The organism is Alteromonas sp. ABV4_515 (assembly GCF_056160345.1).
Genome location: NZ_JBSWWZ010000001.1, coordinates 664876 through 687751 on the forward strand (window position 1 = coordinate 664876; position 22876 = coordinate 687751).

The 22876-nt window shown below is 48.4% G+C and carries 18 protein-coding genes; 11 read left to right on the top strand and 7 right to left on the bottom strand.

Going from position 1 to position 22876, the window contains the following annotated elements:
- The first annotated feature begins 9 nt into the window (after positions 1-9).
- The 5 genes from ACXAGX_RS02835 (at position 10) to ACXAGX_RS02855 (ending at position 7063) form a co-directional block, all read left to right on the top strand.
- Positions 10-1836, top strand: a complete 1827-nt coding sequence (locus ACXAGX_RS02835; RefSeq protein WP_474836462.1) for a sensor histidine kinase — start codon at positions 10-12, stop codon at positions 1834-1836.
- A 14-nt stretch (positions 1837-1850) separates the two neighbouring features.
- Complete coding sequence (locus ACXAGX_RS02840; RefSeq protein ID WP_474819274.1) at positions 1851-3182, top strand: sigma-54-dependent transcriptional regulator; 1332 nt, start codon at positions 1851-1853, stop codon at positions 3180-3182.
- A 211-nt stretch (positions 3183-3393) separates the two neighbouring features.
- Complete coding sequence (locus ACXAGX_RS02845) at positions 3394-3924, top strand: TRAP transporter small permease (RefSeq protein ID WP_474836464.1); 531 nt, start codon at positions 3394-3396, stop codon at positions 3922-3924.
- Complete coding sequence (locus ACXAGX_RS02850; RefSeq protein WP_474836466.1) at positions 3924-5306, top strand: TRAP transporter large permease; 1383 nt, start codon at positions 3924-3926, stop codon at positions 5304-5306. Before ACXAGX_RS02845 ends, ACXAGX_RS02850 begins: the two co-directional genes overlap by 1 nt.
- A gap of 59 nt (positions 5307-5365) precedes the next feature.
- Complete coding sequence (locus ACXAGX_RS02855) at positions 5366-7063, top strand: NAD-dependent malic enzyme (protein ID WP_474836468.1); 1698 nt, start codon at positions 5366-5368, stop codon at positions 7061-7063.
- 77 nt (positions 7064-7140) lie between these two features.
- Here ACXAGX_RS02855 and ACXAGX_RS02860 read toward each other — a convergent pair whose 3' ends face one another.
- Positions 7141-7590, bottom strand: coding sequence for a RidA family protein (locus ACXAGX_RS02860; RefSeq protein WP_474818811.1), 450 nt, complete (start codon positions 7588-7590; stop codon positions 7141-7143).
- A gap of 49 nt (positions 7591-7639) precedes the next feature.
- Positions 7640-8107, bottom strand: a complete 468-nt coding sequence (locus ACXAGX_RS02865) for a hypothetical protein (RefSeq protein WP_474818810.1) — start codon at positions 8105-8107, stop codon at positions 7640-7642.
- A gap of 304 nt (positions 8108-8411) precedes the next feature.
- Between ACXAGX_RS02865 and ACXAGX_RS02870 the strand changes: the two genes are divergently transcribed.
- On the top strand, positions 8412-8936 hold the full coding sequence (locus ACXAGX_RS02870; protein ID WP_474818809.1) for a prepilin-type N-terminal cleavage/methylation domain-containing protein: 525 nt from the start codon (positions 8412-8414) through the stop codon (positions 8934-8936).
- 52 nt (positions 8937-8988) lie between these two features.
- Here ACXAGX_RS02870 and ACXAGX_RS02875 read toward each other — a convergent pair whose 3' ends face one another.
- The 5 genes from ACXAGX_RS02875 to tatA form a co-directional block, all read right to left on the bottom strand.
- Positions 8989-9537, bottom strand: a complete 549-nt coding sequence (locus ACXAGX_RS02875; RefSeq protein ID WP_474818808.1) for a hypothetical protein — start codon at positions 9535-9537, stop codon at positions 8989-8991.
- A gap of 63 nt (positions 9538-9600) precedes the next feature.
- Entirely contained in the window at positions 9601-11025 is a 1425-nt protein-coding gene (locus tag ACXAGX_RS02880; RefSeq protein ID WP_474818807.1) for an alkaline phosphatase PhoX, read from the bottom strand.
- Positions 11026-11244: 219 nt separating this feature from the next.
- The gene (gene tatC / locus ACXAGX_RS02885) at positions 11245-12027 is read right to left on the bottom strand and encodes a twin-arginine translocase subunit TatC (protein ID WP_474818806.1); all 783 of its coding nucleotides are present in this window, start codon (positions 12025-12027) and stop codon (positions 11245-11247) included.
- Positions 12020-12388 carry a Sec-independent protein translocase subunit TatA/TatB gene (locus ACXAGX_RS02890; RefSeq protein ID WP_474818805.1) on the bottom strand — a complete coding sequence of 123 codons (369 nt, stop codon included), beginning with the start codon at positions 12386-12388 and terminating at the stop codon, positions 12020-12022. Before ACXAGX_RS02890 ends, tatC begins: the two co-directional genes overlap by 8 nt.
- On the bottom strand, positions 12381-12617 hold the full coding sequence (tatA, locus tag ACXAGX_RS02895) for a twin-arginine translocase TatA/TatE family subunit (RefSeq protein ID WP_474818804.1): 237 nt from the start codon (positions 12615-12617) through the stop codon (positions 12381-12383). Before tatA ends, ACXAGX_RS02890 begins: the two co-directional genes overlap by 8 nt.
- Positions 12618-12838: 221 nt before the next feature.
- On the opposite strand from tatA, the gene ACXAGX_RS02900 reads away from it, so the two are divergent.
- From ACXAGX_RS02900 to ACXAGX_RS02920, 5 genes are all read left to right on the top strand, one after another.
- A complete protein-coding gene (locus tag ACXAGX_RS02900) occupies positions 12839-14962 on the top strand; it encodes a TonB-dependent siderophore receptor (protein ID WP_474836471.1) in 2124 nt (707 codons plus the stop codon).
- Between the two features lie 454 nt (positions 14963-15416).
- Complete coding sequence (locus tag ACXAGX_RS02905; protein WP_474836473.1) at positions 15417-16568, top strand: helix-turn-helix domain-containing protein; 1152 nt, start codon at positions 15417-15419, stop codon at positions 16566-16568.
- A 62-nt stretch (positions 16569-16630) separates the two neighbouring features.
- Positions 16631-18211: a tryptophan halogenase family protein gene (locus ACXAGX_RS02910; RefSeq protein ID WP_474836475.1), complete on the top strand. Its 1581-nt coding sequence runs from the start codon at positions 16631-16633 to the stop codon at positions 18209-18211.
- The gene (locus ACXAGX_RS02915) at positions 18201-19673 is read left to right on the top strand and encodes a tryptophan halogenase family protein (protein WP_474818800.1); all 1473 of its coding nucleotides are present in this window, start codon (positions 18201-18203) and stop codon (positions 19671-19673) included. The genes ACXAGX_RS02910 and ACXAGX_RS02915 overlap by 11 nt, the downstream gene beginning before the upstream one ends.
- Positions 19674-19859: 186 nt before the next feature.
- Positions 19860-22838: a TonB-dependent receptor gene (locus ACXAGX_RS02920; RefSeq protein WP_474836477.1), complete on the top strand. Its 2979-nt coding sequence runs from the start codon at positions 19860-19862 to the stop codon at positions 22836-22838.
- Positions 22839-22876 lie beyond the last annotated feature (38 nt).

Sequence of the window (22876 nt, forward strand, 5' to 3'; positions counted from 1 at the left end):
GGAAATGGGTTGAAACTGACACATCGCGACATTGAAACGCTTTTGGTTGCTAACATTAACAGGCGCAATCTCATCATTATGGGTGTGGTTGTCCTTTCACTGGCCCTCAGCGGATTCTGGTTATATTCCGCCGAACGCCAGCGAGACCTGCTGAACACGCAAACTAACCGTATACAGCGGGAGGTCTATCTTTGGAGTAGCCACTTCCAGGGGTTGCCACAGGTTATTGGCCAGTATCCTATTGTTCGGGAGTTACTCACGGCACCCGATCAGAAAAAACAGGATGCGGCTAACTTCTTTCTTCTGCAGTTAACCGACACGCTGGGCGTGAATTTTGCCTACGTGTTCGATGAAAATGGCACAGTACTGGCGGCGAGCAATTTTTATAACGAATTAAATTTTATTGATGACGACTACAGCTTCCGGCCTTATGTATTAAGCGCCATTAAAGGTGACAACGGGAGCTTCATGGCGGTGGGAATAAAAACCCGCAAACGGGGCTTTTATTTTTCTGCCCCCGTCAGAGAGAACGGCAATATCATCGGTGGTGTGGCACTGAAGGTAAATATCGATTTCCTGTCTACCATACAGGTAGAGAAAACCACCGACTTACTGTTCCTCGACGAGAAAAACATCGTTTTCTATTCTGGGTCTGGGCGCTTTGAAGAAAAAGGGTTATCAACGCTTAGCGATGAAGATATAACGCAGCTTGATTATGAACAGCGATTTAACGATAAACCTATCGAAGTTATCCATAATCAACCGGTTTTAAATACCGGCTTAAGCGAAGGCATGCTGCTGAAGTCAGGTAAAACTCAGGCCTATTTTAGTGGATACAAATTGCCCATTCCGGGGCTGTCCTGGTCGGTGATGAGTATCTCAGACTATAAATACCGCGTGATGTTTGTCGCTCAGATGACCGGCATAACCATGCTGACCTACTTCGCCATCGCGGCTTTCTTAATGGTGTACCGCGGGCGACGACGTCATCATCAGGAAATTGCTGCACTGAATAATTCTCTGGAGATCCGGGTTCAGCAGCTGGCGGCTAACCTTACCCGTAAAAATGAAGAGCTGGAGCTGTCGCTTGATCACTATAAACGCACCCAGACTGAGCTGGAGAACACCCAGTCTGAACTGATTCAAACCGCCAAACTGGCGGTATTAGGTGAAATGGCCGCAGGGATAAACCACGAATTGAACCAGCCGCTACAAGCGCTCATCGCCTATTCTCAGAATGGTAAGAAGTTCATCGAGCGCGATAAAATTGAGCTGGCAGAGAAAAATTTAGAAGAAATTGCCAACATTGCCGCTACGATGGCAGAAACCGTAGCCAAATTTAAGATTTTTTCCCGCCGCGCCAAGCCAGACAGCCGCAAAGCGTTCATTGGCGAAATTCTGGATAACGTATCGGCGATCATCATGCCGCAAATTCAGAAACAACAGATTGATTACCAGATCGATAATCAAGCCACTGACCAGATGATAAACTGCGAGCCCGTAATGATTGGTCAGGTATTGGTTAATCTGATATCGAATGCGGCGCAAGCATTGGAAGAAGCACCTGATGCACGCATTGTCGTTAACATTTCAGACTGTGACGAATGGATGCTGATCACGGTTACTGACAACGGGCCCGGTATGGACAGCGATGTAATGGCAAACCTGTTCGAACCTTTTTTTACCACCAAAGAGAAAGGTCTCGGTTTAGGGTTAACTATATCAAGGCGTATTGTTGAGTCACAAAATGGTACCCTTACTGTAAAAGCGGTAGAGCCAAACGGCACCGCCTTTACCATCACACTTCTCAAAGAGCTGCATGGAGATAATACGTGAGTGCGTTAAAAGTAATGATTGTTGACGATGAAAAGCACGTTCGTGAATCACTTCAACAAACACTTACCCTGGAAGATTTTGATATTGAAGCCTGCGAAAGCGCGCAGGAAGCACTAAAAATTATTGAAGCGAACTGGGAAGGCATTGTCATTACCGACATTAACATGCCGCACATGAATGGCGTAGAGTTACTTGAGCGCATTCAGGCCATCGACAGCGATATTCCGGTGATTGTGCTAACCGGTCACGGCAATGTGTCGCTGGCCGTAGAAGCCATGAGACTGGGCGCTTACGATTTTCTTGAGAAGCCTTTTTCTGTCGACATTCTACTGGAAACGGTTCACCGGGCAGTGGAAAAGCGCACTCTGACCCTGGAAAACCGTAGCCTGCGCCGGGAACTGGAAGCCTCGGAATTACCTGGCCCGCGAATTATTGGCCGTAGTTCCGGCGTGGTAAAAATGCGGGCGTTGCTGGATAAAGTAAAAGACACCCCGGCAGACGTACTCATTAACGGCGAAACCGGCACCGGTAAAGAGTTGGTCGCCCGTTATCTTCACCATCACAGCAAACGTCGTCAGAAGCCTTTCGTGGCGATTAACTGTGGTGCTCTGCCGGAAACGATTATTGAAAGTGAGCTGTTCGGACACGAACCTGGCGCATTCACCGGCGCGAATAAGAAGCGTGTAGGGAAATTTGAGTACGCCAACGGCGGCACCTTGATGCTGGATGAAATCGAGAGCATGCCACTGAACCTGCAAACCAAACTGTTGCGGGTGCTGGAAGAACGTAAAGTCGAGCCGCTAGGTTCGAATAAGCAAATTCCGCTGGATATCCGCATTATTGCGGCCACCAAAGAAGATTTGCGTGAGCTTTCCGATAAAGGTGAGTTCCGTTCTGACTTGTATTATCGTCTGAACGTGATTCAGGTAGATATTCCAGCCCTGCGCAACCGCAAATCTGACATACCCTTGCTGTTCGAACACTTCATGGCCATGGCCGCATACCGTTATGGCGCGGAGATGCCGAGTTTATCGGAAGCCCATGCTCATGCCCTTCAGAATAACGACTGGCCCGGTAACGTGCGTGAACTGCGCAACGTGGCCGACTGCTTTACTCTGTTAGGCGAATCAAGGGCTTTTGGTGAAATGGCGGACAGCAGCGATTTTTCGGGTGGGCATTTAACACTTACCGAACAAATGGACCATTTTGAAGAATCAGTGATCCGAAACTCCCTCAATAGCCATAATGGTGTACTTAAAGATGTTCAAGCCAGTCTCGGCATTGGACGTAAAACCCTGTACGAAAAGATGAAAAAATTCGACATCGATAAAAGCCAGTTTAAGTAACATTTTCCATGCATTGCGCCGGGTCACCGGCTCAACGTATGTACCGACAACCACACATTTGCCTTTTTAAACGTGTGGTTGTCCACCCATTTCAATTGCTCAATTTTCACCCTTTAAAATAAAGTCCATATCTTTCATTGCGTTAACATCATTTAACATTCTGGCATCCTCTTTGCCATAGGAGGTTACGTTTCGTTAATGAGATAACAACATGAGGCAATTTATAAACAAAGCGGAAGATGCACTCATCGGCATCCTGCTTGTACTGACAACATTGTTAGTGTTTATCGAAGTCGTATTGCGATTCGGCTTTGACACAGGTTTACACTGGTCGCAGGAAGTGACTTCCATATTAGTGGGTTGGATGGTTCTGCTAGGTGCCTCATGGGCGCTGCGTGAACGTGCTCACATCGGCGTTGATTTTCTGCTGGAAAAATTCTCTGAGAAAGTTCGTCCTTGGATAGTCGCTATCGGCTGTCTGGCGAGCCTGACTTACTGCGTACTAATTGGCTACGGCGGCTACGTGTACTTAAGCAAGATGAAGTTAATTGGGCTGGAACTCGACGACCTTCCGGTACCAAAGTGGATTGCCTACTCAGTCATGGTCATCGGCTTCGTGTTACTGGGTTACCGTATTCTGGAAATCCTGTTCAACATCATCCGCGGCAAAGAAGACACCTTCCATGTGCATCAAGCTAATGATGTCAGCAAAGCATTCAACGAATCTGAGGAGATGAAGTAATGACTGCCCTCGCCCTGTTTGCCTGTTTATTTATTTTGATGTTCATTGGCGTACCTGTTGCAATTTCGCTGGGTTTGTCGTCACTACTCACTATTTTATTTTTCACTAACGATTCACTGGCCTCTGTGGCCCTGAAGATGTTTGAGTCGGTTTCCGAGCACTACACACTGCTTGCTATTCCGTTCTTCATTTTATCTTCTTCGTTCCTTTCAACCGGTGGTGTAGCCCGTCGTCTTATCGACTTCGCCATCGCTTCTGTTGGTCACGTTCGCGGTGGCCTGGCAATGGCATCGGTTCTGGCTTGTATGCTGTTTGCTGCGGTATCGGGTTCTTCACCAGCAACGGTAGCAGCTATCGGTTCAATCGTACTGGTGGGTATGGCGCGTAGCGGATATCCTCTGGATTTTGCCGCCGGTACTATTTCTACCGCTGGTACGCTGGGTATTCTTATTCCTCCTTCTATCGTAATGCTGGTGTACGCGTCTGCCACTGAAGTATCTGCAGCACGTATGTTCGAAGCCGGTGTTATTCCTGGTCTGTTGATGGGCCTGAGCCTGATGGTGGTTATTTACATCGTAGCGATTAAAAAGAACCTGCCTTCTCAGCCGTTCCCAGGTGTTCGCACGCTAATGAGCACCGGTGCCCGCGCAATGGGTGGATTAATGCTCATCATCCTGGTACTGGGTTCTATCTATGGCGGTGTTGCTAGTCCAACTGAAGCCGCTGCGGTTGCTGCCGTGTACGCTTACCTGGTGTGCGTATGGGTTTACCGTGATGTGGGCCCGCTGAAAGGCGTGAAGTGGCGCAACGAAGGTGAAAACCTGGGCGTAGCCCTGGTGCGCAACATTATCGCTCTGCCGGTTGCCATCGTGAAATCTGCGTTCGATCAGGAAGTGGGCAAGATGATTAAAGAATCTGCCCGTGTAAGTGTGGTTCTGCTGTTCGTAATTGCTAACGCGATGCTGTTCGCTTACGTACTGACCACCGAGCAAATTCCTCACGGTATCGCCTCTACATTGGTTGAATGGGGTCTGCCAGCCTGGGCGTTCCTGATTTTAGTGAACATTCTGCTGCTGGTTGCCGGTAACTTCATGGAGCCAAGTGCGATCATTATGATCATGGCACCAATTCTGTTCCCGATTGCCATGCAACTGGGTATCGACCCAATCCACTTTGGTATCATCATGGTGGTGAACATGGAGCTGGGCATGCTAACACCGCCGGTGGGTCTGAACCTGTTCGTAACGTCAGGTATTACCGGAAAGAGTATGCTGTGGACCATCAAGGCCTGTGCGCCGTGGTTAGGTCTGATGCTTATCTTCCTGGCCATGATCACCTACATTCCGGCCATCTCACTCTTCCTGCCTGAGATGCTGCACTGATAAATCGTTAATGGGGGTCTTTCGACCCCCTTCTCGTCACTCATTCTGTTGGAAATATCATGACTACCAAATCAAACAGTAAAAAAAGACTGTTTACCCATTACGCGGGTTTTAATCTGCTGGAAATCCCGTTGCTGAACAAGGGCACGGCGTTTTCTGAAAAAGAACGTTGGGACTTCAACCTCACCGGCCTTATCCCGCCCCGTTTCGAGTCGATTGAAGAACAGACACGTCGGGCCTACATGCAATACTCCAGTTTCAGCGACCCGATTAACAAGCACATTTACTTGCGTGCTATTCAGGATCGTAACGAAACCTTGTTTTACTCGCTGCTGAACCAGTATTTGGACGAGATGATGCCTATCATCTACACGCCTACCGTGGGCGCAGCCTGTGAGCGTTTCTCTGATATTTACCGCCATAACCGCGGCCTGTTCCTCGCCTATCGCGACAAAGACCGCCTTGACGAAGTACTGCGCAATGCGCCAAAACGAAACGTAAAAGTGATCGTTATCACCGACGGCGAGCGCATTCTTGGTCTTGGCGATCAGGGTATTGGCGGTATGGGCATTCCTATCGGTAAGCTCTCACTGTACACCGCCTGTGGTGGTATCAGCCCGGCTTACACGCTGCCTATCACGCTGGACGTGGGTACCAATAACCAGAAGCTGCTGGACGACCCCTTCTACATGGGTAATCGTCATGAGCGTATCGATCAGGCACCCTATGACGACTTCGTGGATCTGGCGATGAAAGCCATTGCCCGTCGCTGGCCTGACGCATTGATCCAGTTTGAAGATTTTGCACAGCCAAACGCCATGCCACTGCTGAAACGTTACCGTGACACCTATCGCTGTTTCAACGACGACATTCAAGGCACCGCATCTGTGGCGCTGGGCACACTGATTGCTGCCTGTTACAGTAAAGAAGAAATTCTGCAGAACCAGCGCGTGGTGATCACCGGGGCCGGAAGTGCTGGCTGTGGTATTGCAGAACAAATCATCAGCTACATGGTGTCGAACGGCTTAAGCGAAGAAGAAGCTCGGGATCGCCTCTACATGGTAGACCGCTTTGGTCTTGTTACCGAATCCACCCCTGACTTACGTGACTTCCAATTGCCCTTGGCGCGTAAAGAAGCAGGTCTTACCGAGTGGAGCTATAGCGGCGAATACCCAACGCTGCTGGATGTCATTAACTGTGCGAAACCTACCATTTTGATTGGGGTTTCTGGTCAGCCTAACCTGTTCCCTGAGCAAGTTATTCACGCCATGAGCACCGTGAACGAACGCCCTATAATCTTCCCGCTGAGTAACCCGGTTTCTCAGGTAGAAGCGACGCCAGAAAACATCTACGAATGGTCTGAAGGCCGCGCCATTGTTGCCACCGGCAGCCCGTTCGCAGCAGTAGAATATGATGGTGAGAAACGCACAGTAAGCCAGTGTAACAACGCCTACATTTTCCCGGGCATTGGTTTGGGTGTGGTGTCTGCACGCATTAATCGTATCTCTGATGAAATGCTACTTACCGCTGCCGATACGCTGGCAGAATGGTCTAACCGCACCATCAAGGATAAGTCAGCACTGCTGCCGCCATTAACGGAGCTGCAAGCACTGAGTAAAGAAATGGCATTTAATGTGGCGAAAGTCGCACAGATGCAAAACCTGTGTTCGCCGATTTCCGATGATGACTTGCGTGCTGTCATCGAAGCCAACTTCTGGAAACCGGAATACCGGGAGTACCTGCGTACTACGCCTTAGTAAATTCTTCTGCTAGTTTGATGTGTGAGCTATACGTCTCCCCTTCGGCTCACACATCCTTTCATCGCTTTATCGGGCTATTCTTCCCTCTTCGGCATATACGCCAGACATTCCAGTTCAACAAGCGCATTTGCAGGTAAACCATTTGAAGCAAAAGCGCTACGCGCTGGCAAACGATCAGACTCAAAGAATGAAACATAGATTTTGTTGAACGCAGGCCAGTTAGCCATGTCGTCAATCATCACCGTACATTTAAACACATCGGCGCTGGTCAGATTAAATTCAGACAGTGTAGACGACAGGTTCGTCATCAACTGCGTCATCTGAGTACCAAAATCATCAGAAAGGCCGCCTTTCCCCATCCCCAGCAGGCCAGAAATATATAGCGTATTGTTCACCTGAACGGCTTTCGAATAAGGTGCGCCTGTTGATTTTGGAAAGTATACAGGCCCGGACGATGCACTTGCCGCTACAGATGCCACAGATAAACAAAGTGCTGTAATAATAACTTTAAGAGTAGATTTCACGATTTTCCCTGAATTAATAATGCATCATCATTAATCTACAGAAAAAAAATCAGTCCGGCATCATCAAATCTTCATCCCAGTCATAGTCATAAACGTGGATGGACTGCCCCACCAGTTTCCATTCATTGTCGAAACGCTCGAGCAGTCGAATTTCATAGGTATAGGTTTTGTCGCCATCGGCCGCAGTAGATACCTCGTTGTGGCTTACCCACGCAGAATCGCCCACCACACTAAAGCGATAATCTGAATGTTCAAACGTGCCTCCCTGTCCTGCCGCACCCGGGGGCGGCGAAACCATTATCTGCGGAGGAATATCTCTGACGGCACCATTCACTTCCGACACAAGAATTCGGCTATAGGGTTGAATGTTCCAGCACTCGGCATGCGCCTCTAAATCGCCTAGCCGCCAACTCGTCGACTCCTTTTCAAGTAAAGCGATGATTTCTGCTTCATCAGTGGTGTAGCTTCCATAAGCTGATGTGCTTATGGCTAAAAGCCCAGCAATTACAAACTTCATTGTTCGTCTCCCACTTTATTAACAATTAATTAAAAAATAGCGAGAACCCTGGACTTTGTCACTATTAATTCGATTAAAATTCCGTCATCAACCTACAGATATTCCAGTCTATTTTGCCTATTCGCTTCAGGTTTCCCGCGCTGCAGCCGTTAATGATGAAGAAAGCTTAACTACAAATCGGGTAAAAAGCAGACTAACTGAGTATGTGTAAGCATAACCACACAGTGCTGGGTTTGTTTTAGACTGAACGGGTTAAATAGATGTGTTCAGGGAAACTTTTCGAGAGAAGGTAATAAATTCGGCGATGACGAAGCAATCGGGTTTCACGCTTATCGAACTTATTCTGGTGATCATCCTGCTGGGTGTGCTGTCTGTGACAGCCCTGCCAAGATTTGTCGATCTTTCGGGTGAAGCCAATGCTGCCGTATTGAAAACAATGGCAGGCACCCTTCGCTCAACCGCTAACATTGCTCACACCAAAGCCATTATTGCCCGTCGAAATGGCGGCTTTACCAATGGATTTGATTTTGACGGCGTGTACTTCGATAAAGGCTATCCTCTTGGCACATCCTTTGGAGACAGTGACGGCGTGCCTGAAATTCTGGAGCTGGTTGAATATGGCTCCAACGATTTTACCATTGCCGAAAACTTCAACGGCCAGTCAATCAGCGGCGAATTAACCCGGGAAATGTATATCACCACCAGAAATCGCATGGCCAGTGGTGCGGGGCACACGCAAATTGCAGGAAGTGGATGCTACGTGTCTTACGAAACATATGTTGATGCTTACAAAGCGCCTGAAATTATTGTGGATTTGTCGGGTTGCTGATGCAAACAAAAAAGGGCCTGCACGGCCCTCTTCTATAATTTTAAGCTGTTGCTTATCGTTGCGCGCGGCGGCTGTACGCCAGACCGGCTAACATCATTAGCACAACACCAAAGGTAGAAGGCTCAGACACCGTAGTCGCAACTGCTGTTGCAGTCAGCGTATAATCAAACGCACCAAAGCTGAAACCTTCATTTCCACCTACTGCCAACGTATACCAGCCTGCATCCAATAAACCCGCTGCCAGTTCGTTGTCACCAGCGCCAGGCAGTAACGCGTCCGTTCCGGTTACATAGGTTAACGCGGTACCGGCAAAATCGAAGAAGTCACCGCTGTTATCAAAAAGAAAGCCCGGATCCATCATAATCTCGCCGGTATATAAGCTCATTCCCATCGACGTGAAAACGGTTTCCAGCGAGAAGCTCACATCGGTATCTGCAGTAAGCTCGAAGGTGTAAAAATCAATTTCTGCGGTATCGCCGTTTAACCAGCCACTTTCGTCAGAAAAAGAGCCGGTTGCCGTTCCTGGTACGTCAAGAGACAAAATGGCGGCGTTGGCTTGTACAGCTACCAGCAAAGACGCGAGTAATACTAAAACTTTCATGACTATTCCTTAAGTGTAAAAGGGGGCTGACTCTGCCCCCGGATTTTTAATTTGCTAAAAAGCTTATAACGCGCCGTTTTCCCACGGGCCGGTAATGGCAAACGTCACGCCCGGCGACTGGATGTTTACAAACAACCAGCGACCATAAAAACATGCACCACACCATTCACGGCTGGTAAAGCTGCGACGTGCAGAACCATCAAATGACTCACCTACGCTGTCGGTAAAACCAGATGCAACGCCCGGATACACTTCGTCAATTACCGCTAAGTCGCCTTGGTCCAACGCGATACGGTTTTCACAGAAGGTGAAGGTTTCGCCGCCCTGCGTTAAACCCACCAGACGCTTAGGATCAGAACCACCGTCTTCACACATCAGAATGCTACCGCGAGGGCTAACGGCAATGTTGTCTGGACCATCAACTTCGGAGGTGCTGGTAGATTCAAATACCACGGTAAGTAACTGACGGCGGGGGTCGAAGCAGAAAATCTGACCCAGACCTGCGGCACCGCCAGAGGTGGATACAAAATAGATTTTGCCATCGTCATACCAGCAACCTTCACCGCGAAGAATAATCGCAGCGTCGGTTGCCTGGCTGAAACAGCTTTCATTGAAAGCGTCAGGATCAGGAATTTCCTGCCAAGTTACATCGTAAGTAGCGCCTTCAACCAAACCACCACGCAAATCAACCCGAGGTGTGTTGTTCACAACCATGGCGTACAGTGTGCCGCCAGACTTCAGATCGCCCCATGCGCCAGCAGGTTCAAATTTATAAAAAGCGGAGCTACCTGTGTCTTCAGTCATGTAAACGAAGGCTGTGGCAGGGTCTACCGCAACCGCTTCGTGAGTAAAGCGACCCATTTCACGAATAGGTTGACCGTCTGAAATACCGAATCCTGGTACTTCGAAGATGTAGCCGTGAGGAATATCCTGCGCAAACTGATAGGTTTCTTCACAAGATAACCAGGTGCCCCAAGGCGTTGCACCGCCAGCACAGTTACGAATTGTGCCGCCAAGGCTGTTGTAAGACGATAAGAATTGACCGTTTACTACGTCGAAAAGTACGTTTGTGGTGCCGCCGTACTGCGCTGAGTTGTAGATACCACGACCACGTAATGGGTCACATTTGTGGCCTTCGCCTTCGCTCAATTCATGGTTGCGTACCAGACACACAATGTTCTGCTTTGCAGCCACAACAGCCATGCCATCGTGATCAGTGGGTGTAGGGTTGCGGTCAGATTGGATTTGACCTGTCCAACCATAAGAGGTGTATTCGAAGCCTTCAGGCAGAGCCAACAGCTCTAAACCTGTTGCTTTACATGCCTTTGGCGTGAGCGGCCCATACGATGAAGAAAACGGCAGCGTTGCCGCCTTTGCAGATAACGACGCCAGCGCCGTACTTGCTGCGACCACTGAACCACCTTTAACAAAATCACGACGATTGACCGCCGGCTGGATAGCATTCATCCCGGTTGTATCTTTAGACATTTTTTGCACCTGTATAATTTGGTTTTTAATGTTTGGAACCCCGAACCTCTACGGGGACAACTTCCCGGTCTTGCCAGCCAATAAGGTAAGGTGGAAAAATGACACTTCGTCGTCATTTTATTGACGATTAAAAGAACAAATAATGACAGATGATTTACTTGCTTACACAGCGCAACCTTCAGAAAAAAACACCGAATAAAAAATGTGTTAGGGAGTTAGCTACGCAGTTACTGTTTCATTTTCTGCGGCTTTTTTCTCGGTGAGCGACACCAGATAAACTGAGATTTCATAAAGCAGCACGATGGGTGTGCCCAGTGCTATTTGCGATATTAAATCCGGCGGCGTTATAAACGCGGCCACCAGGAAAATCATCACGATGGCATGACGTCGGTAGTGCCGCAGCGTCTGCGCAGTCACAATGCCAGTTTTTGCCAAAATGAGTAGAAATACAGGTAGTTCAAAGCTCAATCCGAATGCCAGAATCAGTTTAATCACCAGTGAAAGGTATTCGCTCACTTTCGCTTCAAGTTCGACTCTGATTGCCTCATTGCCGCCGGCAGTTTCAAAACTCATAAAGAACTGCCACGCCATGGGCATAACCACGTAAAAGGCGAGCGCTGCACCGGCAATAAATAATACAGGTGTCATCAGGAAAAGCGGCATAAAGCTCTTTTTCTCGTGGGCATACATACCAGGCGCAAGAAATCGCCATATCTGAATGAGAATAAGCGGTATGGAGAAAAATAGAGCAGTAAAAAAGGCCAGCTTCAGATAGGTGAAAAAGGCTTCTTGTAGCCCCGTATAGATCATACGGCGTTGGCTGTTTGCACCGAATTGCTCAAGTAGAGGCTGCTGCAAGAAGTGATAAATGTCAGCAGAGAAATAGTAACCCAAACCGAACATCACCATAAAAAACGCCAGACAATAAAGCAGTCGCGTGCGAAGCTCGATGAGGTGGTTGAGTAAGGGAGCCGTAGACTTATTGATCTGTTCGTCATTCATTGCCCGACTCCTTCGCAGCGCGCGCTTCTTCAGCCTGCCTGCGTGCATCGTCAATTCTGCTACGACGCTCTGCATGTTGCTCTGCGGTCATTGAACCCGGCGTGTAATCCGTCGGTAAGTTTCTTATTTCCTCGGGCAGAAAGGCTTTCCAGCTTTCATCACCAGGCTGCGCTTTTCCGTTCACAATGTTCACTTCTTTTGTGAGCTGGTTCATGCTGCCTTGCATGTCAGCATACATCCGCTTGATCTTGGCAGTGAATCGACCGAACAACTGGAACATTTCAGGTAAGTCTTTTGGCCCAATGATAATAAGGGCCAACACAGCCACGAAGAACAGTTCGGTCCAACTCAAATCAAGCATTTTTTTGCTCTACCGAAGCGGGTTGCGTGTTTATTTCATCGATACCGGCTGTGGCTTTTTCCGCATTCTGATTGGTTGCCAGCGTAGCGTTTTCTTCGTCTTTTATGCCCTGCTTGAAGTTGCGAATGCCTGCCGCGACATCGCCCATCAGTGTAGGAATGCGACCCCGACCGAACAGCAAAATAACCACTAGCAATACCAACAGCAGTTGCCACATATTCACGCCCATGCTCTGTCTCCTTAATATTTTTTCGACAGTCATGTTGGGAGCAAAATATGACCGGACCATGACGATTAAGTGAACACTTGATGAGATTTTCACTGTTTATCGAAATCGAATTAGCGCTGTGAGCCGACCACTAAACCCAGACTTGTTTTGCACTTGCCCCCAATTATGTGATGTTATAACATCTTTCGCCGTTCATTCCCTGGCTAAGATAAACTTAATATATGAAAAAGCAGTTTTTACTTTCATTACTCGCCGTATCAACCAGCGTAGCGGCGCAACAAAACACTTCACAGAGCACTTCACAAAAAAACGATGACATCGAGCACGTTGAAGTAAAAAAGCACTACCAGCCCTATCGCGGTAACGTGCCGCTTATCGACACACCACAGGCAATCGACCGCATAAGCGCGGAAACGCTGAATAATGAAGGTATTACCCGATTTCTCGACGCACTTGATTTTAGCCCTACTATCGTTCGACAAAACGCTTCGGGCGGTTTGTTTGATAGTTTTGCCGTGCGCGGTTTTTCTGGTGATGAGAACAACCCTACTGGCTACCTGATCAACGGATTTAATACCCGCGGCTACAGCGGCAATCGCAGCACGGTTAATATTCAAACTATCGAAGTGATGAAAGGTCCTGGCTCTGCGTTATACGGCCAGGGAGAACCCGGCGGCACGATTAACGTGATCACGAAAAAGCCGCAGTTTGAAGAACAAGGTTACGTGCAAGGTACCGTTGGAAACTACAATAAAAAGCAAGTTGAGTTCGATTACACCAATGCCCTTAACAACGACATGGCGTACCGCCTGAACGGTTCCTATGAAGATTCGGACACCTACAGAGACCATGTATTCTTCAAAAATCTGAACATTAATCCGTCTTTCATCTGGAATATCTCTGAAGCCACCAGCATGAGCTATCAGATGGAGATTCTCGACCAGGAAAAACCACTGGATCGAGGCGTTTTTGTATTTAACGGCGACTTTGATGCCGTTGAACCTGAAAGCTTCTATGGCGACATCCGCGACGGCGCCCATGAAGTGAAAGCGTTTGGACACCAGTTAGTACTTAACCATGAACTGAATCCCGATTGGCACCTGCTGAGTGGTGTCGCATTCCGCGACTCTTCGATGAAAGGTCAGTCTTCTGATACCGAGCTGTCTAGCGGTCGTCAGCTGTTGTTTACTGATCCGAATATTTTATCCAGACAACGCCGTACCCGAGATTACGAAGCGCAGGATTTATCTCTGCGATTGGAGCTAAGCGGCGAGTTCAGTACCGGTAGCTTAGTGAACAATGTGCTGTTCGGTCTGGACTATTACAACTACGATATCGACACAGACTATCGCAGATGGCGCACGGCCTGGGGTGCTGGCGATACCACTTACAGCATTGATCCGAACAACCCGGATTACACTATTTTCCGGCCAGAAGTATCTCCCACCACGCTTACGGCTGAAGAGCAGCAAGGTCTTGGTTTTTATGCACAAGACTTAATTGAACTCACCGAAAAAGCTACCTTATTGATAGGCTTCCGTGTAGATAAGTTCGAGCAGGAAATTACTAACTTCCTCGCCGAAACGCCAGAGCCGCAGAAGCAGGATCAGACCGCGTTTACCCCACGTTTTGGCTTTACCTACGAAGTTACCGAAAATCTGAATTTGTATACCAGCTATGCCGAAGGCTTCCGTCCGAATCCAGGTCTGGATTCCGACAGAAATGCCTTTGACCCGGAAGAAACCACGTCGTATGAAGTGGGGGCAAAATGGGAAAATGTCGCCGACATGTTTTCCGGTAGTCTGGCAATCTTCAACGCCGAAAAAACTAACATGCTAACAGCAGAACCGAATACGGGTTTCTCCGCCACCTTGGGTGAAGTTGAAAGTCAGGGCGTCGAGTTCCAGATGACAACCGATTTAACCGCGTCCACTCGTATTGATGTGTCCTACGCGTATACCGACGCAAAAACCGCAAACGAAGTGAACAATCTTGACTGGGGCGTGCCGATCCCAAAAGGTTCCCGACTAATAAACATTGCTAAGCACTCGGGCTTTATCTCGCTGAACCACTATACCGAAGTCATGGCGAAAGACGCCTTCGTTGGTGTAACAGTGCGTTACGTGGGCGACCGCCTTGGACAAACCACCGACCCAGACTACATTCTGCCGTCTTACACGTTGGTGAATTTGTCAGGTTCGGTAAACCTCACCAATCAGCTATCGGTGAAGCTTGATGTGAACAACCTGTTTGATGAGGAATATTTCGAGAATTCTTATCATGCATTATGGACCATGCCAGGCTCGCCAGTTAACTACAGCGTAAGCGTGAAATATCAGTTCTGATGCACTTAAAATAGCATTGAAATTGGGCCGGTGATGTTGCCAACAACGTCACTGGCCTGCATACGCCCTCACCGAAAAACACAATAAATGCAACATAATTGTAACTTTTATCACCACTCCCTTTATTCTCTCCTATTACCGTAACTCACTGATACGATTGCATTTGCAGATTTAAGGTTCGCTTCATTCTGCGCCTAAACGCTTATCCGAACGTTCTGATCCCGGTACGAACTTGTAACCAACTGAATTCTCGTTTTTTATTCACCTGGCAAGACGTTAGTACAACTGACAGGGGCATAAGTCTGAAAGCAGGGAAACTACTCGCCACATCGTGCAACCGAACGTTCGGTTAAACGCCTGAAGGCACTTTTATCGATTGATTTAGTAACAGGCACTCGTTACTATCCCTATGACTTATTAACAATATTATTACAACAGTCATAATCAGAGAGTCATGGATAAAACGCTCTTCAACCTGCATGATTTGGTGCTTCTCCTTATCGCTTTCGAATGTCTGGCGGTAGCGATTTACATTGGATTTAATCGCGCCAAAGGCAGCTTCCCTACCAGTTTGCTAATCGCATTTTTTGTTGTGCACGCCTGTATTGCACTGCATGAACTTGTGCTTTGGGGAAGCTCAGTGAGGTACTGGGTACTTGAATCTTCACCAAACTACTTTTTTACGCTTAACTTTGCATACTGGCTCGATGGCCCTTTGCTGTTTCTTTTTGCATGCGCCATCACACAAAAGAAATTTACGTTGCAGCGATGGCACAGTGCGTTGCTATTACCGGTGCTGATATTTGGAATATTTATCTATCTGCATTTTTACGCTCTGCCCCACGAGACCAAGGTCACACTGATCAGAAATTACAGTTTTGCCGACTTTGATTACGTGTTTGTGGACTTAATCGCCAAAATCGCCCGGGTCGGCTTTAGTCTTTATGCCGTGGCAGTGGTAAGCAGGGCCGATGAGCAAGTAAAAGAGCGATTTAATATTCCAGACTGGCTACCAAAAGTGTTGATGGTACTTGCGGGCATCATGGCTTGGGAAACCATGCTAAGCGGTATCAAGGTATATCACGCTATGTACGGGTTCCCTTACTACGAACTGGTGGAGTTCATTGGGCTGGCATCGTATTACATGCAGTTCGTGTTGTTCAACGCAGTAATTTTTATGGCGGCGTCTCATTTCCTGAGAACACAGCCAATAAAAGTAAAAACCGTAAATAAAGAGCCGGTAAGTGAAGCCGTTATTGAACGCCTTGAAAGCACCATGGAAACGGAGCGGCCCTATCTGAACCAGAACCTCTCTTTTGAGCGGCTGGCAGAGAAGCTGGATATTCCGGTGAAGGAACTTTCAAACGCCATAAACCGGCACTACGAAGTGAATTTTTACGAGTTCATCAACAATTATCGCATCCAGGAAGCCCGCAGGATGCTTGAAGATCCGGCAGAAAATGACAAAAGCATCACCAATATTTTTTACGATGCCGGATTCAACAGCAAGTCGGTGTACAACACGCTGTTTAAGAAAAAATTTAATAAAACGCCGAGTCAGTATCGCAGTGAATGCAAACTCAGGCTGGCCAGGCAAAGTGCATAGCTAAGGAATAAGTGTAACTGAATCACTCCCCTGACACTGTGCAGCAGTTTTAGGGAAGTAAGATGCAGGACACCACCCAAATTACATCGGTTGTTATTGTTGGCGGAGGCAGTGCAGGCTGGCTTACCGCCGCATTGTTGGCCGCACAACACAGCGCCGATATACAAGTTACACTCGTTGAGTCTCCGGATGTCCCCTTACTTGGTGTTGGCGAAGGTACCTGGCCCACGATGCGTGGTACCCTACAAAAAATAGGCATCGACGAGGTCACTTTTCTTCACGCATGTCACGCCTCATTCAAACAGGGAACACACTTTCGCCAGTGGCGGACGGGCAACAGCAACGACGAGTATTACCATCCTTTCAGCCTGCCTTTTAATTACTTTGACACCGATTGCGCAGCATGGTGGCAGCGAGAAGCGAGCCAGTCCAGTTTCGCCCATGCGGTTACCACCCAAAGTACGGTTTGCGATCATTTCCTGGCGCCCAAGCAGGTAGAAACGCCGCCTTTTGCCGGTGTATTGAATTACGGTTATCACCTGGATGCCAGCCAGTTTGCACAACTACTGAAAATTCACGCCATTTCAAAATTGGGTGTCACCCATGTTGTTGATCATGTCGAGCGTATTATTGCTGCGCCAGGCAACGCCATACAGGGACTGACGTTGAAATCTGGCAAACAGATCAAAGGCGATTTATTTGTAGACTGCAGCGGCTTTTCAGCACGATTAATTGGCGAGCATTTTGGAGAGCCGCTTTTATCTTGTAAGGCACAACTGCCTAACGATAGCGCTGTCGCTTTGCAATGCGCCTATACACAAAGCAATACAGACATCCCATCGGTTACTCGCTCTACGGCACAAGCAAACGGCTGGATTTGGGACATTGCGCTAACAAACCGGCGCGGCGTTGGTCATGTTTTTAGTAGCGAATACAGCTCTGAAGATGACGCCATTAATGCGCTGCAAAAATACATTTTAGCGGATAGCGCTTTAGCACCTAAATCAAGGGATGACATTGCGCAACAAGCCCGCCTGTTTCGTTTTCAACCTGGCTATCGCCAACGCCCCTGGATACAAAACTGTATTGCTATTGGTACCGCTTCGGGCTTTCTCGAACCCCTTGAAGCCTCTGCGCTGGTCATGACAGAGTTAGCCGCCTCGCACCTCGCTGAACGTCTTCCCCGATACCATTATCAACTGCCGGCCGCAGCGCGACAATTTAATCGGGAATTCAGTACTAAATGGCCGCGTATAGTCGACTTCCTCAAGCTGCATTATGTGTTAAGCGAACGCAGAGACAGCGAATATTGGCGAAAAGTAACCAACATGAGTGACTGCTCAGAACAGCTGTGTGACTGGCTGACGTTATGGAAAACCCGTTCGCCCAGTGCTGCTGACTTTAGCTTTCGAGAGGAAATATTTCCCGCAGCCAGTTACCTCTATGTGCTTTATGGCATGGGGTTTACAACGGATTTCCAGCATTCTGTCGGCGCCCTTCAACATCACCAACAGCAAACCTTTAAACAACAAGAGCAGCATAAATTGCTTCAACAGTATCTGGCCGGATTGCCAGGCAACCGGGCACTTCTCAGTCAATTAACACAAGTTGCAGTAACTTCAGGTAAACACCATGAACAATAATAAGAAACAGCGCGTTGTTATCGCCGGCGGAGGCACTGCAGGCTGGATGGCAGCAGCAGCCCTTTCTCGCTTATTACATAATCGGGTAGAGGTTACCCTGATAGAAAGCAGTGACATTGGTACAGTTGGTGTGGGCGAAGCCACCATCCCAACGCTAACGTTCTTTCATCGCCTGCTGAAAATTGACGAAAAATCCTTTATGGCCGCCACCAATGCCACCTTCAAACTTGGGATCAATTTTGAAAACTGGAAAACCACCAGCGACGCCTACTTGCATGCCTTTGGCGCAACGGGAAAAGATTGCTGGGCAGCCGGATTCCAACATTTCTGGACAAGAGGGAGGCAGCTGGGCCTAAGCGATGACTTCGGCGCATACTGTTTAGAGCGTGTTGCTGCAGAACAGGGAAAATTTGCGCATTTACCTCAAAACGGCCTTAACTACGCCTATCACTTGGATGCCAGTAAATACGCGATGTTCCTGCGCAACCTCGCCGAGCAAGCTGGGATCAGACGATTCGATGCCCGAATAGCACAAGTGGCAACGCGAGAAGACAATGGCTACATCCGTCATCTGCAATTGGATAATGGAGAAAAAATAGAAGGGGACTTATTCATTGATTGCACCGGGTTTCGTGGCTTACTAATCGAAGAAACCCTACACACAGGCTACGAAGAATGGTCGCATTGGTTGCTTTGCGACAGTGCCGTTGCCGTGCAAACAGAAAGTGTTAGCTTACCGTTGCCCTATACCCGCAGTATCGCCCATAAAGATGGCTGGCAATGGCGCATACCACTACAAACACGAGTGGGTAACGGCTTAGTATTTTGTAGTAAGTATCTTTCTGAGCGCGATGCGATCACGCGGCTTACTGACAATATTGATGGCGCACCTCTTAACCCGCCGCGGGTGATTAAGTTCCGGCCAGGCAGACGCATAAAACAATGGAACCGTAATTGCGTATCGTTAGGCCTGGCCAGCGGTTTTATCGAGCCCCTTGAATCGACCAGCATCCACCTTATTCAGCAGGGTATTGTGCGGCTTCTCAGAATGTTTCCCCACGACGAAATCAGGCCAGCCATCGTGGATGAGTTTAACCGTCAAAGTGTGGATGAAATCGAGCATATTCGCGATTTTATTATTCTTCACTATCACGTGACAGCGCGAACTGATTCCGCATTCTGGCGACATTGCCGACACATGGATATACCGGAAACGCTCGCTCAGCGCCTACAAATTTTCCGAGAAAGCGGTCAAATCCACCGAAAAGCCAATGAGCTATTCGATGATTCCTGGCAACAAGTAATGATTGGTCAGGGTTTATTACCCGAGGGCTATCATCCCATTGCAGATATGATGAGTGAACAGGAACTCAAGGAATTTCTTAGTCATATCAAAGGGAACGTTGATCGCACAGTCAACCACCTCCCTCCCCACCATGTGTATTTAAAGACCCGGGCTTAGCAATATTGAAAAAAGAACGTTCTATTCCCTGATCAGAACGTTCGTATTCGCGGATTTTTCACCATTAAAACGACTTATTTTTTGCGCAAGCGTACTCTCCGCCATGCTTTTCAAAAATGTTAATGAAAGGTTTAAAAATTGAGTGCAACACGGGCACAACACATAGGCTTACGCAGGGAGAAAATAATGAAAACTCGCCCCTTTAATAAAAACAGGATTGCCCTTTCGGTATCGCTGATTTTAGGTTCGGCGATGATCACCAGCACACACGCTCAGGAAGCAGACACTGACGATGCCGTTGAGGTTATTGAAGTCAGTGGTATTCGTGGCAGTATGATTCGCGCCATGGATTTGAAACGCTCAGCGGATGGTATCGTCGAAGCCATATCAGCAGAAGATATCGGGAAATTCCCCGACACCAACCTGGCCGAGTCACTGCAAAGGATTACCGGTGTTTCTATAGACCGTTCTGACGGTGAAGGTAGCCGCGTCACCATTCGCGGATTCGGTGCCGACCGCAACCTAGTACTGCTAAACGGCAGACAAATGCCAACCCCAACCCGCTCTTTTGACTTTGCCGATTTGGCATCTGAAGGGGTGAGTACAGTAGAAGTATATAAAACCGGACGCGCTTCTATCGCGACTGGCGGCCTTGGTGGCACAGTAAACATTATCACTCCCCGACCGCTGGCAAACCCAGGCCGGCAGGCAACGTTTGGCTTTAAAGCCGTGAATGACGACTCCACGCAGAAAGGCGACAAGTGGACACCGGAACTTTCCGGTCTATACTCTGAAACCTTCATGGACGATAAATTCGGCATCGCACTAACCGGCAGCTACCAAAAGCGTGACAGCGGCAACAGCAATGCCTCGGTTGCCTCGGGTTGGCGTTCGTTTATATCCGGTCAGGATGAAGGCGGCTGGGGTAATCTTCCCGCAGAAGACCCTGATAATTCGTATCTGAATAAGCCTGCCGATGGCGTGACTTACGCTGTACCTCAGAACCTGGTGTACCAGTTTAATGAAGCGTATCGCACCCGGGTGAATGGCCAGCTTACGTTGGAATATCAGGCTACCGACAAACTGAAAACCCGTTTGGACTACACCTACTCAGAGCGCAGTATCGACCGAGAGCTCACCGATATGTCGACCTGGTTCTCGTTCAACTACAACAATGCGACCATGGTGTGGTCAGATCCCAATGAAGAAGGTATCTCTTATCCCATCCAATATCAGGATACCGATAACTTCAGCGCGGATGCCGCTCGTGGTGCGGGTACTGGCATTAACTCTGGTAGAGGATTCTCCTCCACTAAAAATACCAATAACTCAGTGGGTCTTAATCTTGAGTATCAGGTGAATGATAACCTGATGGTAGAACTGGATTATCACGACGCCTCGGCTAAACATGAACCAAACAGCCCATACGGTAGCTGGGGTTCACTGGCAATGATTTCCAACAACCGTATCCGTACGACGGTGGATTTTTCTCAGGTATTACCTGTGCTCAGCATCGAATATCCTGAAGGCGTTGATGGATTTGAGCCAGAAGACATGATTGGCGCAGGGAGTAACTTCGGAAACAACCACGAGCGCACCGATCTAGAGCAAATTCAGGCCAGTGGTAAGTATTATTTTGACGCCGGCATTATTGAGAGTATTGATTTTGGTATTTCACAAACAGAAACCAATAATCACTCTAAATATGCCAGCGCAACACGCGGCACCTGGAGCGGTGTGGGCGAGCCCGAAGACTGGGAAGACAGCTGGTTCACCCAGCGCTCACTTGGCGATATGTTTGACAATATTCCAGGGCATAGTGACCCCGATTTAGAACCTTACTATATCGATTGGGACTTCGAACAAATTGCCGAGTTTACCGCAGCCAACTTTTACAACGAGAATGATATTGAGTGGCCTTGTGGCCCACGCTTCTGTGGCGGCACCAATTACACCACAGACCGGTATACTGATGAAAAAATGCAGGCCGCTTATGTGCAAGCTAATCTGGTATTCGATATTGGCGACATGCCGGCAGAAATCATCACCGGTGTGCGGTACGAGAAAACCAAAACCCATGCATCAGCATTGGTACCTAGCTACGACGGTATTTCCTGGAGCAGCACCAATGAATTAGTACTGCAGCCCACGGGCGAATCGGTTTTTACCGATGAATACGGTGAATACAGTAATTGGCTACCTAGCATCGACTTTAAAGTTGATCTGACAGACGATTTGGTTGCCCGGGCTTCATTCAGTAAAACCATTTCCCGCCCAAGTTACGGCGATATGCAGGGTGGTAAAACCCTGGGCGGACAAATTACTACCATTCAAGGTAGTGGTTCACGGGGCAACCCCGCCCTATTGCCATTGGAATCCACCAACTACGACTTATCGCTGGAATGGTATTACGACGAAGCCAGCTACGCCGCAGTGGGCTGGTTCAATAAAGACGTAACCAACTTTGTCGGCCGTCGCACCATAACCGAAACGGCGTTTGATCTGCGCAACCCGGCACAAGGGCCAAGGGCTGATGCAGCACGAGCCGCCGGCTTCACTGGCAACGCTGAAATTCGTCAGTACATTCTGGATAACTATCTCGACAGCGATCCGAATGTGTACCTAAACGAGCACGGCGACGTGGTGATTGACGCCAGCCCGGAAGACGACCTGGCTCAGTTCGAAATCAATATTCCCTTTAACCAGCGCGATAACAACGTGAATGGCTGGGAAGTAGCGATTCAGCACATGTTCTGGGACTCTGGATTTGGCGTGAACGTGAACGGCACCATGGTTGACGGCGACCTCTACTACGACAACGCGTCGATGGAGCCGCAATATGCCCTTACCGGCTTGAGCGACTCGGCAAACTTCATCGCTTTTTACGAGAACGATAAGCTGTCTATTCGTGTTGCCTATAACTGGCGAGACAAATTCCTTGCCTGGATTGGGGATGGTTCTGGCGACAACCCAGTTTACACCGAGGCATACGGCCAGTGGGACGTAAACATGAGTTACGACGTTACCGAAAACCTTACCGTTTTTGCGGAAGGCATTAACCTGACCAACGAGTACCAGCGCCAGCACGGCCGACATGAACAAATGCTGATTAACCTCAGACAATCATCGCCGCGCTATAACCTCGGTATGCGTTACACCTTTTAAGCCATAGCAATGAGCCCAGCGCTGCACGAAGAGCATTC

Bases quoted from the DNA above. Each gene is read 5' to 3' on its own strand.
- tatA (WP_474818804.1), bottom strand. From the start codon at position 12,617: ATGGGCGTGAATATGTGGCAACTGCTGTTGGTATTGCTAGTGGTTATT.
- ACXAGX_RS02850 (WP_474836466.1), top strand. From the start codon at position 3,924: ATGACTGCCCTCGCCCTGTTTGCCTGTTTATTTATTTTGATGTTCATT.
- tatC (WP_474818806.1), bottom strand. From the start codon at position 12,027: ATGAATGACGAACAGATCAATAAGTCTACGGCTCCCTTACTCAACCAC.
- ACXAGX_RS02840 (WP_474819274.1), top strand. From the start codon at position 1,851: ATGATTGTTGACGATGAAAAGCACGTTCGTGAATCACTTCAACAAACA.
- ACXAGX_RS02880 (WP_474818807.1), bottom strand. From the start codon at position 11,025: ATGTCTAAAGATACAACCGGGATGAATGCTATCCAGCCGGCGGTCAAT.
- ACXAGX_RS02920 (WP_474836477.1), top strand. From the start codon at position 19,860: ATGAAAACTCGCCCCTTTAATAAAAACAGGATTGCCCTTTCGGTATCG.
- ACXAGX_RS02915 (WP_474818800.1), top strand. From the start codon at position 18,201: ATGAACAATAATAAGAAACAGCGCGTTGTTATCGCCGGCGGAGGCACT.
- ACXAGX_RS02900 (WP_474836471.1), top strand. From the start codon at position 12,839: ATGAAAAAGCAGTTTTTACTTTCATTACTCGCCGTATCAACCAGCGTA.
- ACXAGX_RS02845 (WP_474836464.1), top strand. From the start codon at position 3,394: ATGAGGCAATTTATAAACAAAGCGGAAGATGCACTCATCGGCATCCTG.
- ACXAGX_RS02890 (WP_474818805.1), bottom strand. From the start codon at position 12,388: ATGCTTGATTTGAGTTGGACCGAACTGTTCTTCGTGGCTGTGTTGGCC.
- ACXAGX_RS02870 (WP_474818809.1), top strand. From the start codon at position 8,412: ATGACGAAGCAATCGGGTTTCACGCTTATCGAACTTATTCTGGTGATC.
- ACXAGX_RS02855 (WP_474836468.1), top strand. From the start codon at position 5,366: ATGACTACCAAATCAAACAGTAAAAAAAGACTGTTTACCCATTACGCG.
- ACXAGX_RS02905 (WP_474836473.1), top strand. From the start codon at position 15,417: ATGGATAAAACGCTCTTCAACCTGCATGATTTGGTGCTTCTCCTTATC.
- ACXAGX_RS02875 (WP_474818808.1), bottom strand. From the start codon at position 9,537: ATGAAAGTTTTAGTATTACTCGCGTCTTTGCTGGTAGCTGTACAAGCC.
- ACXAGX_RS02910 (WP_474836475.1), top strand. From the start codon at position 16,631: ATGCAGGACACCACCCAAATTACATCGGTTGTTATTGTTGGCGGAGGC.
- ACXAGX_RS02865 (WP_474818810.1), bottom strand. From the start codon at position 8,107: ATGAAGTTTGTAATTGCTGGGCTTTTAGCCATAAGCACATCAGCTTAT.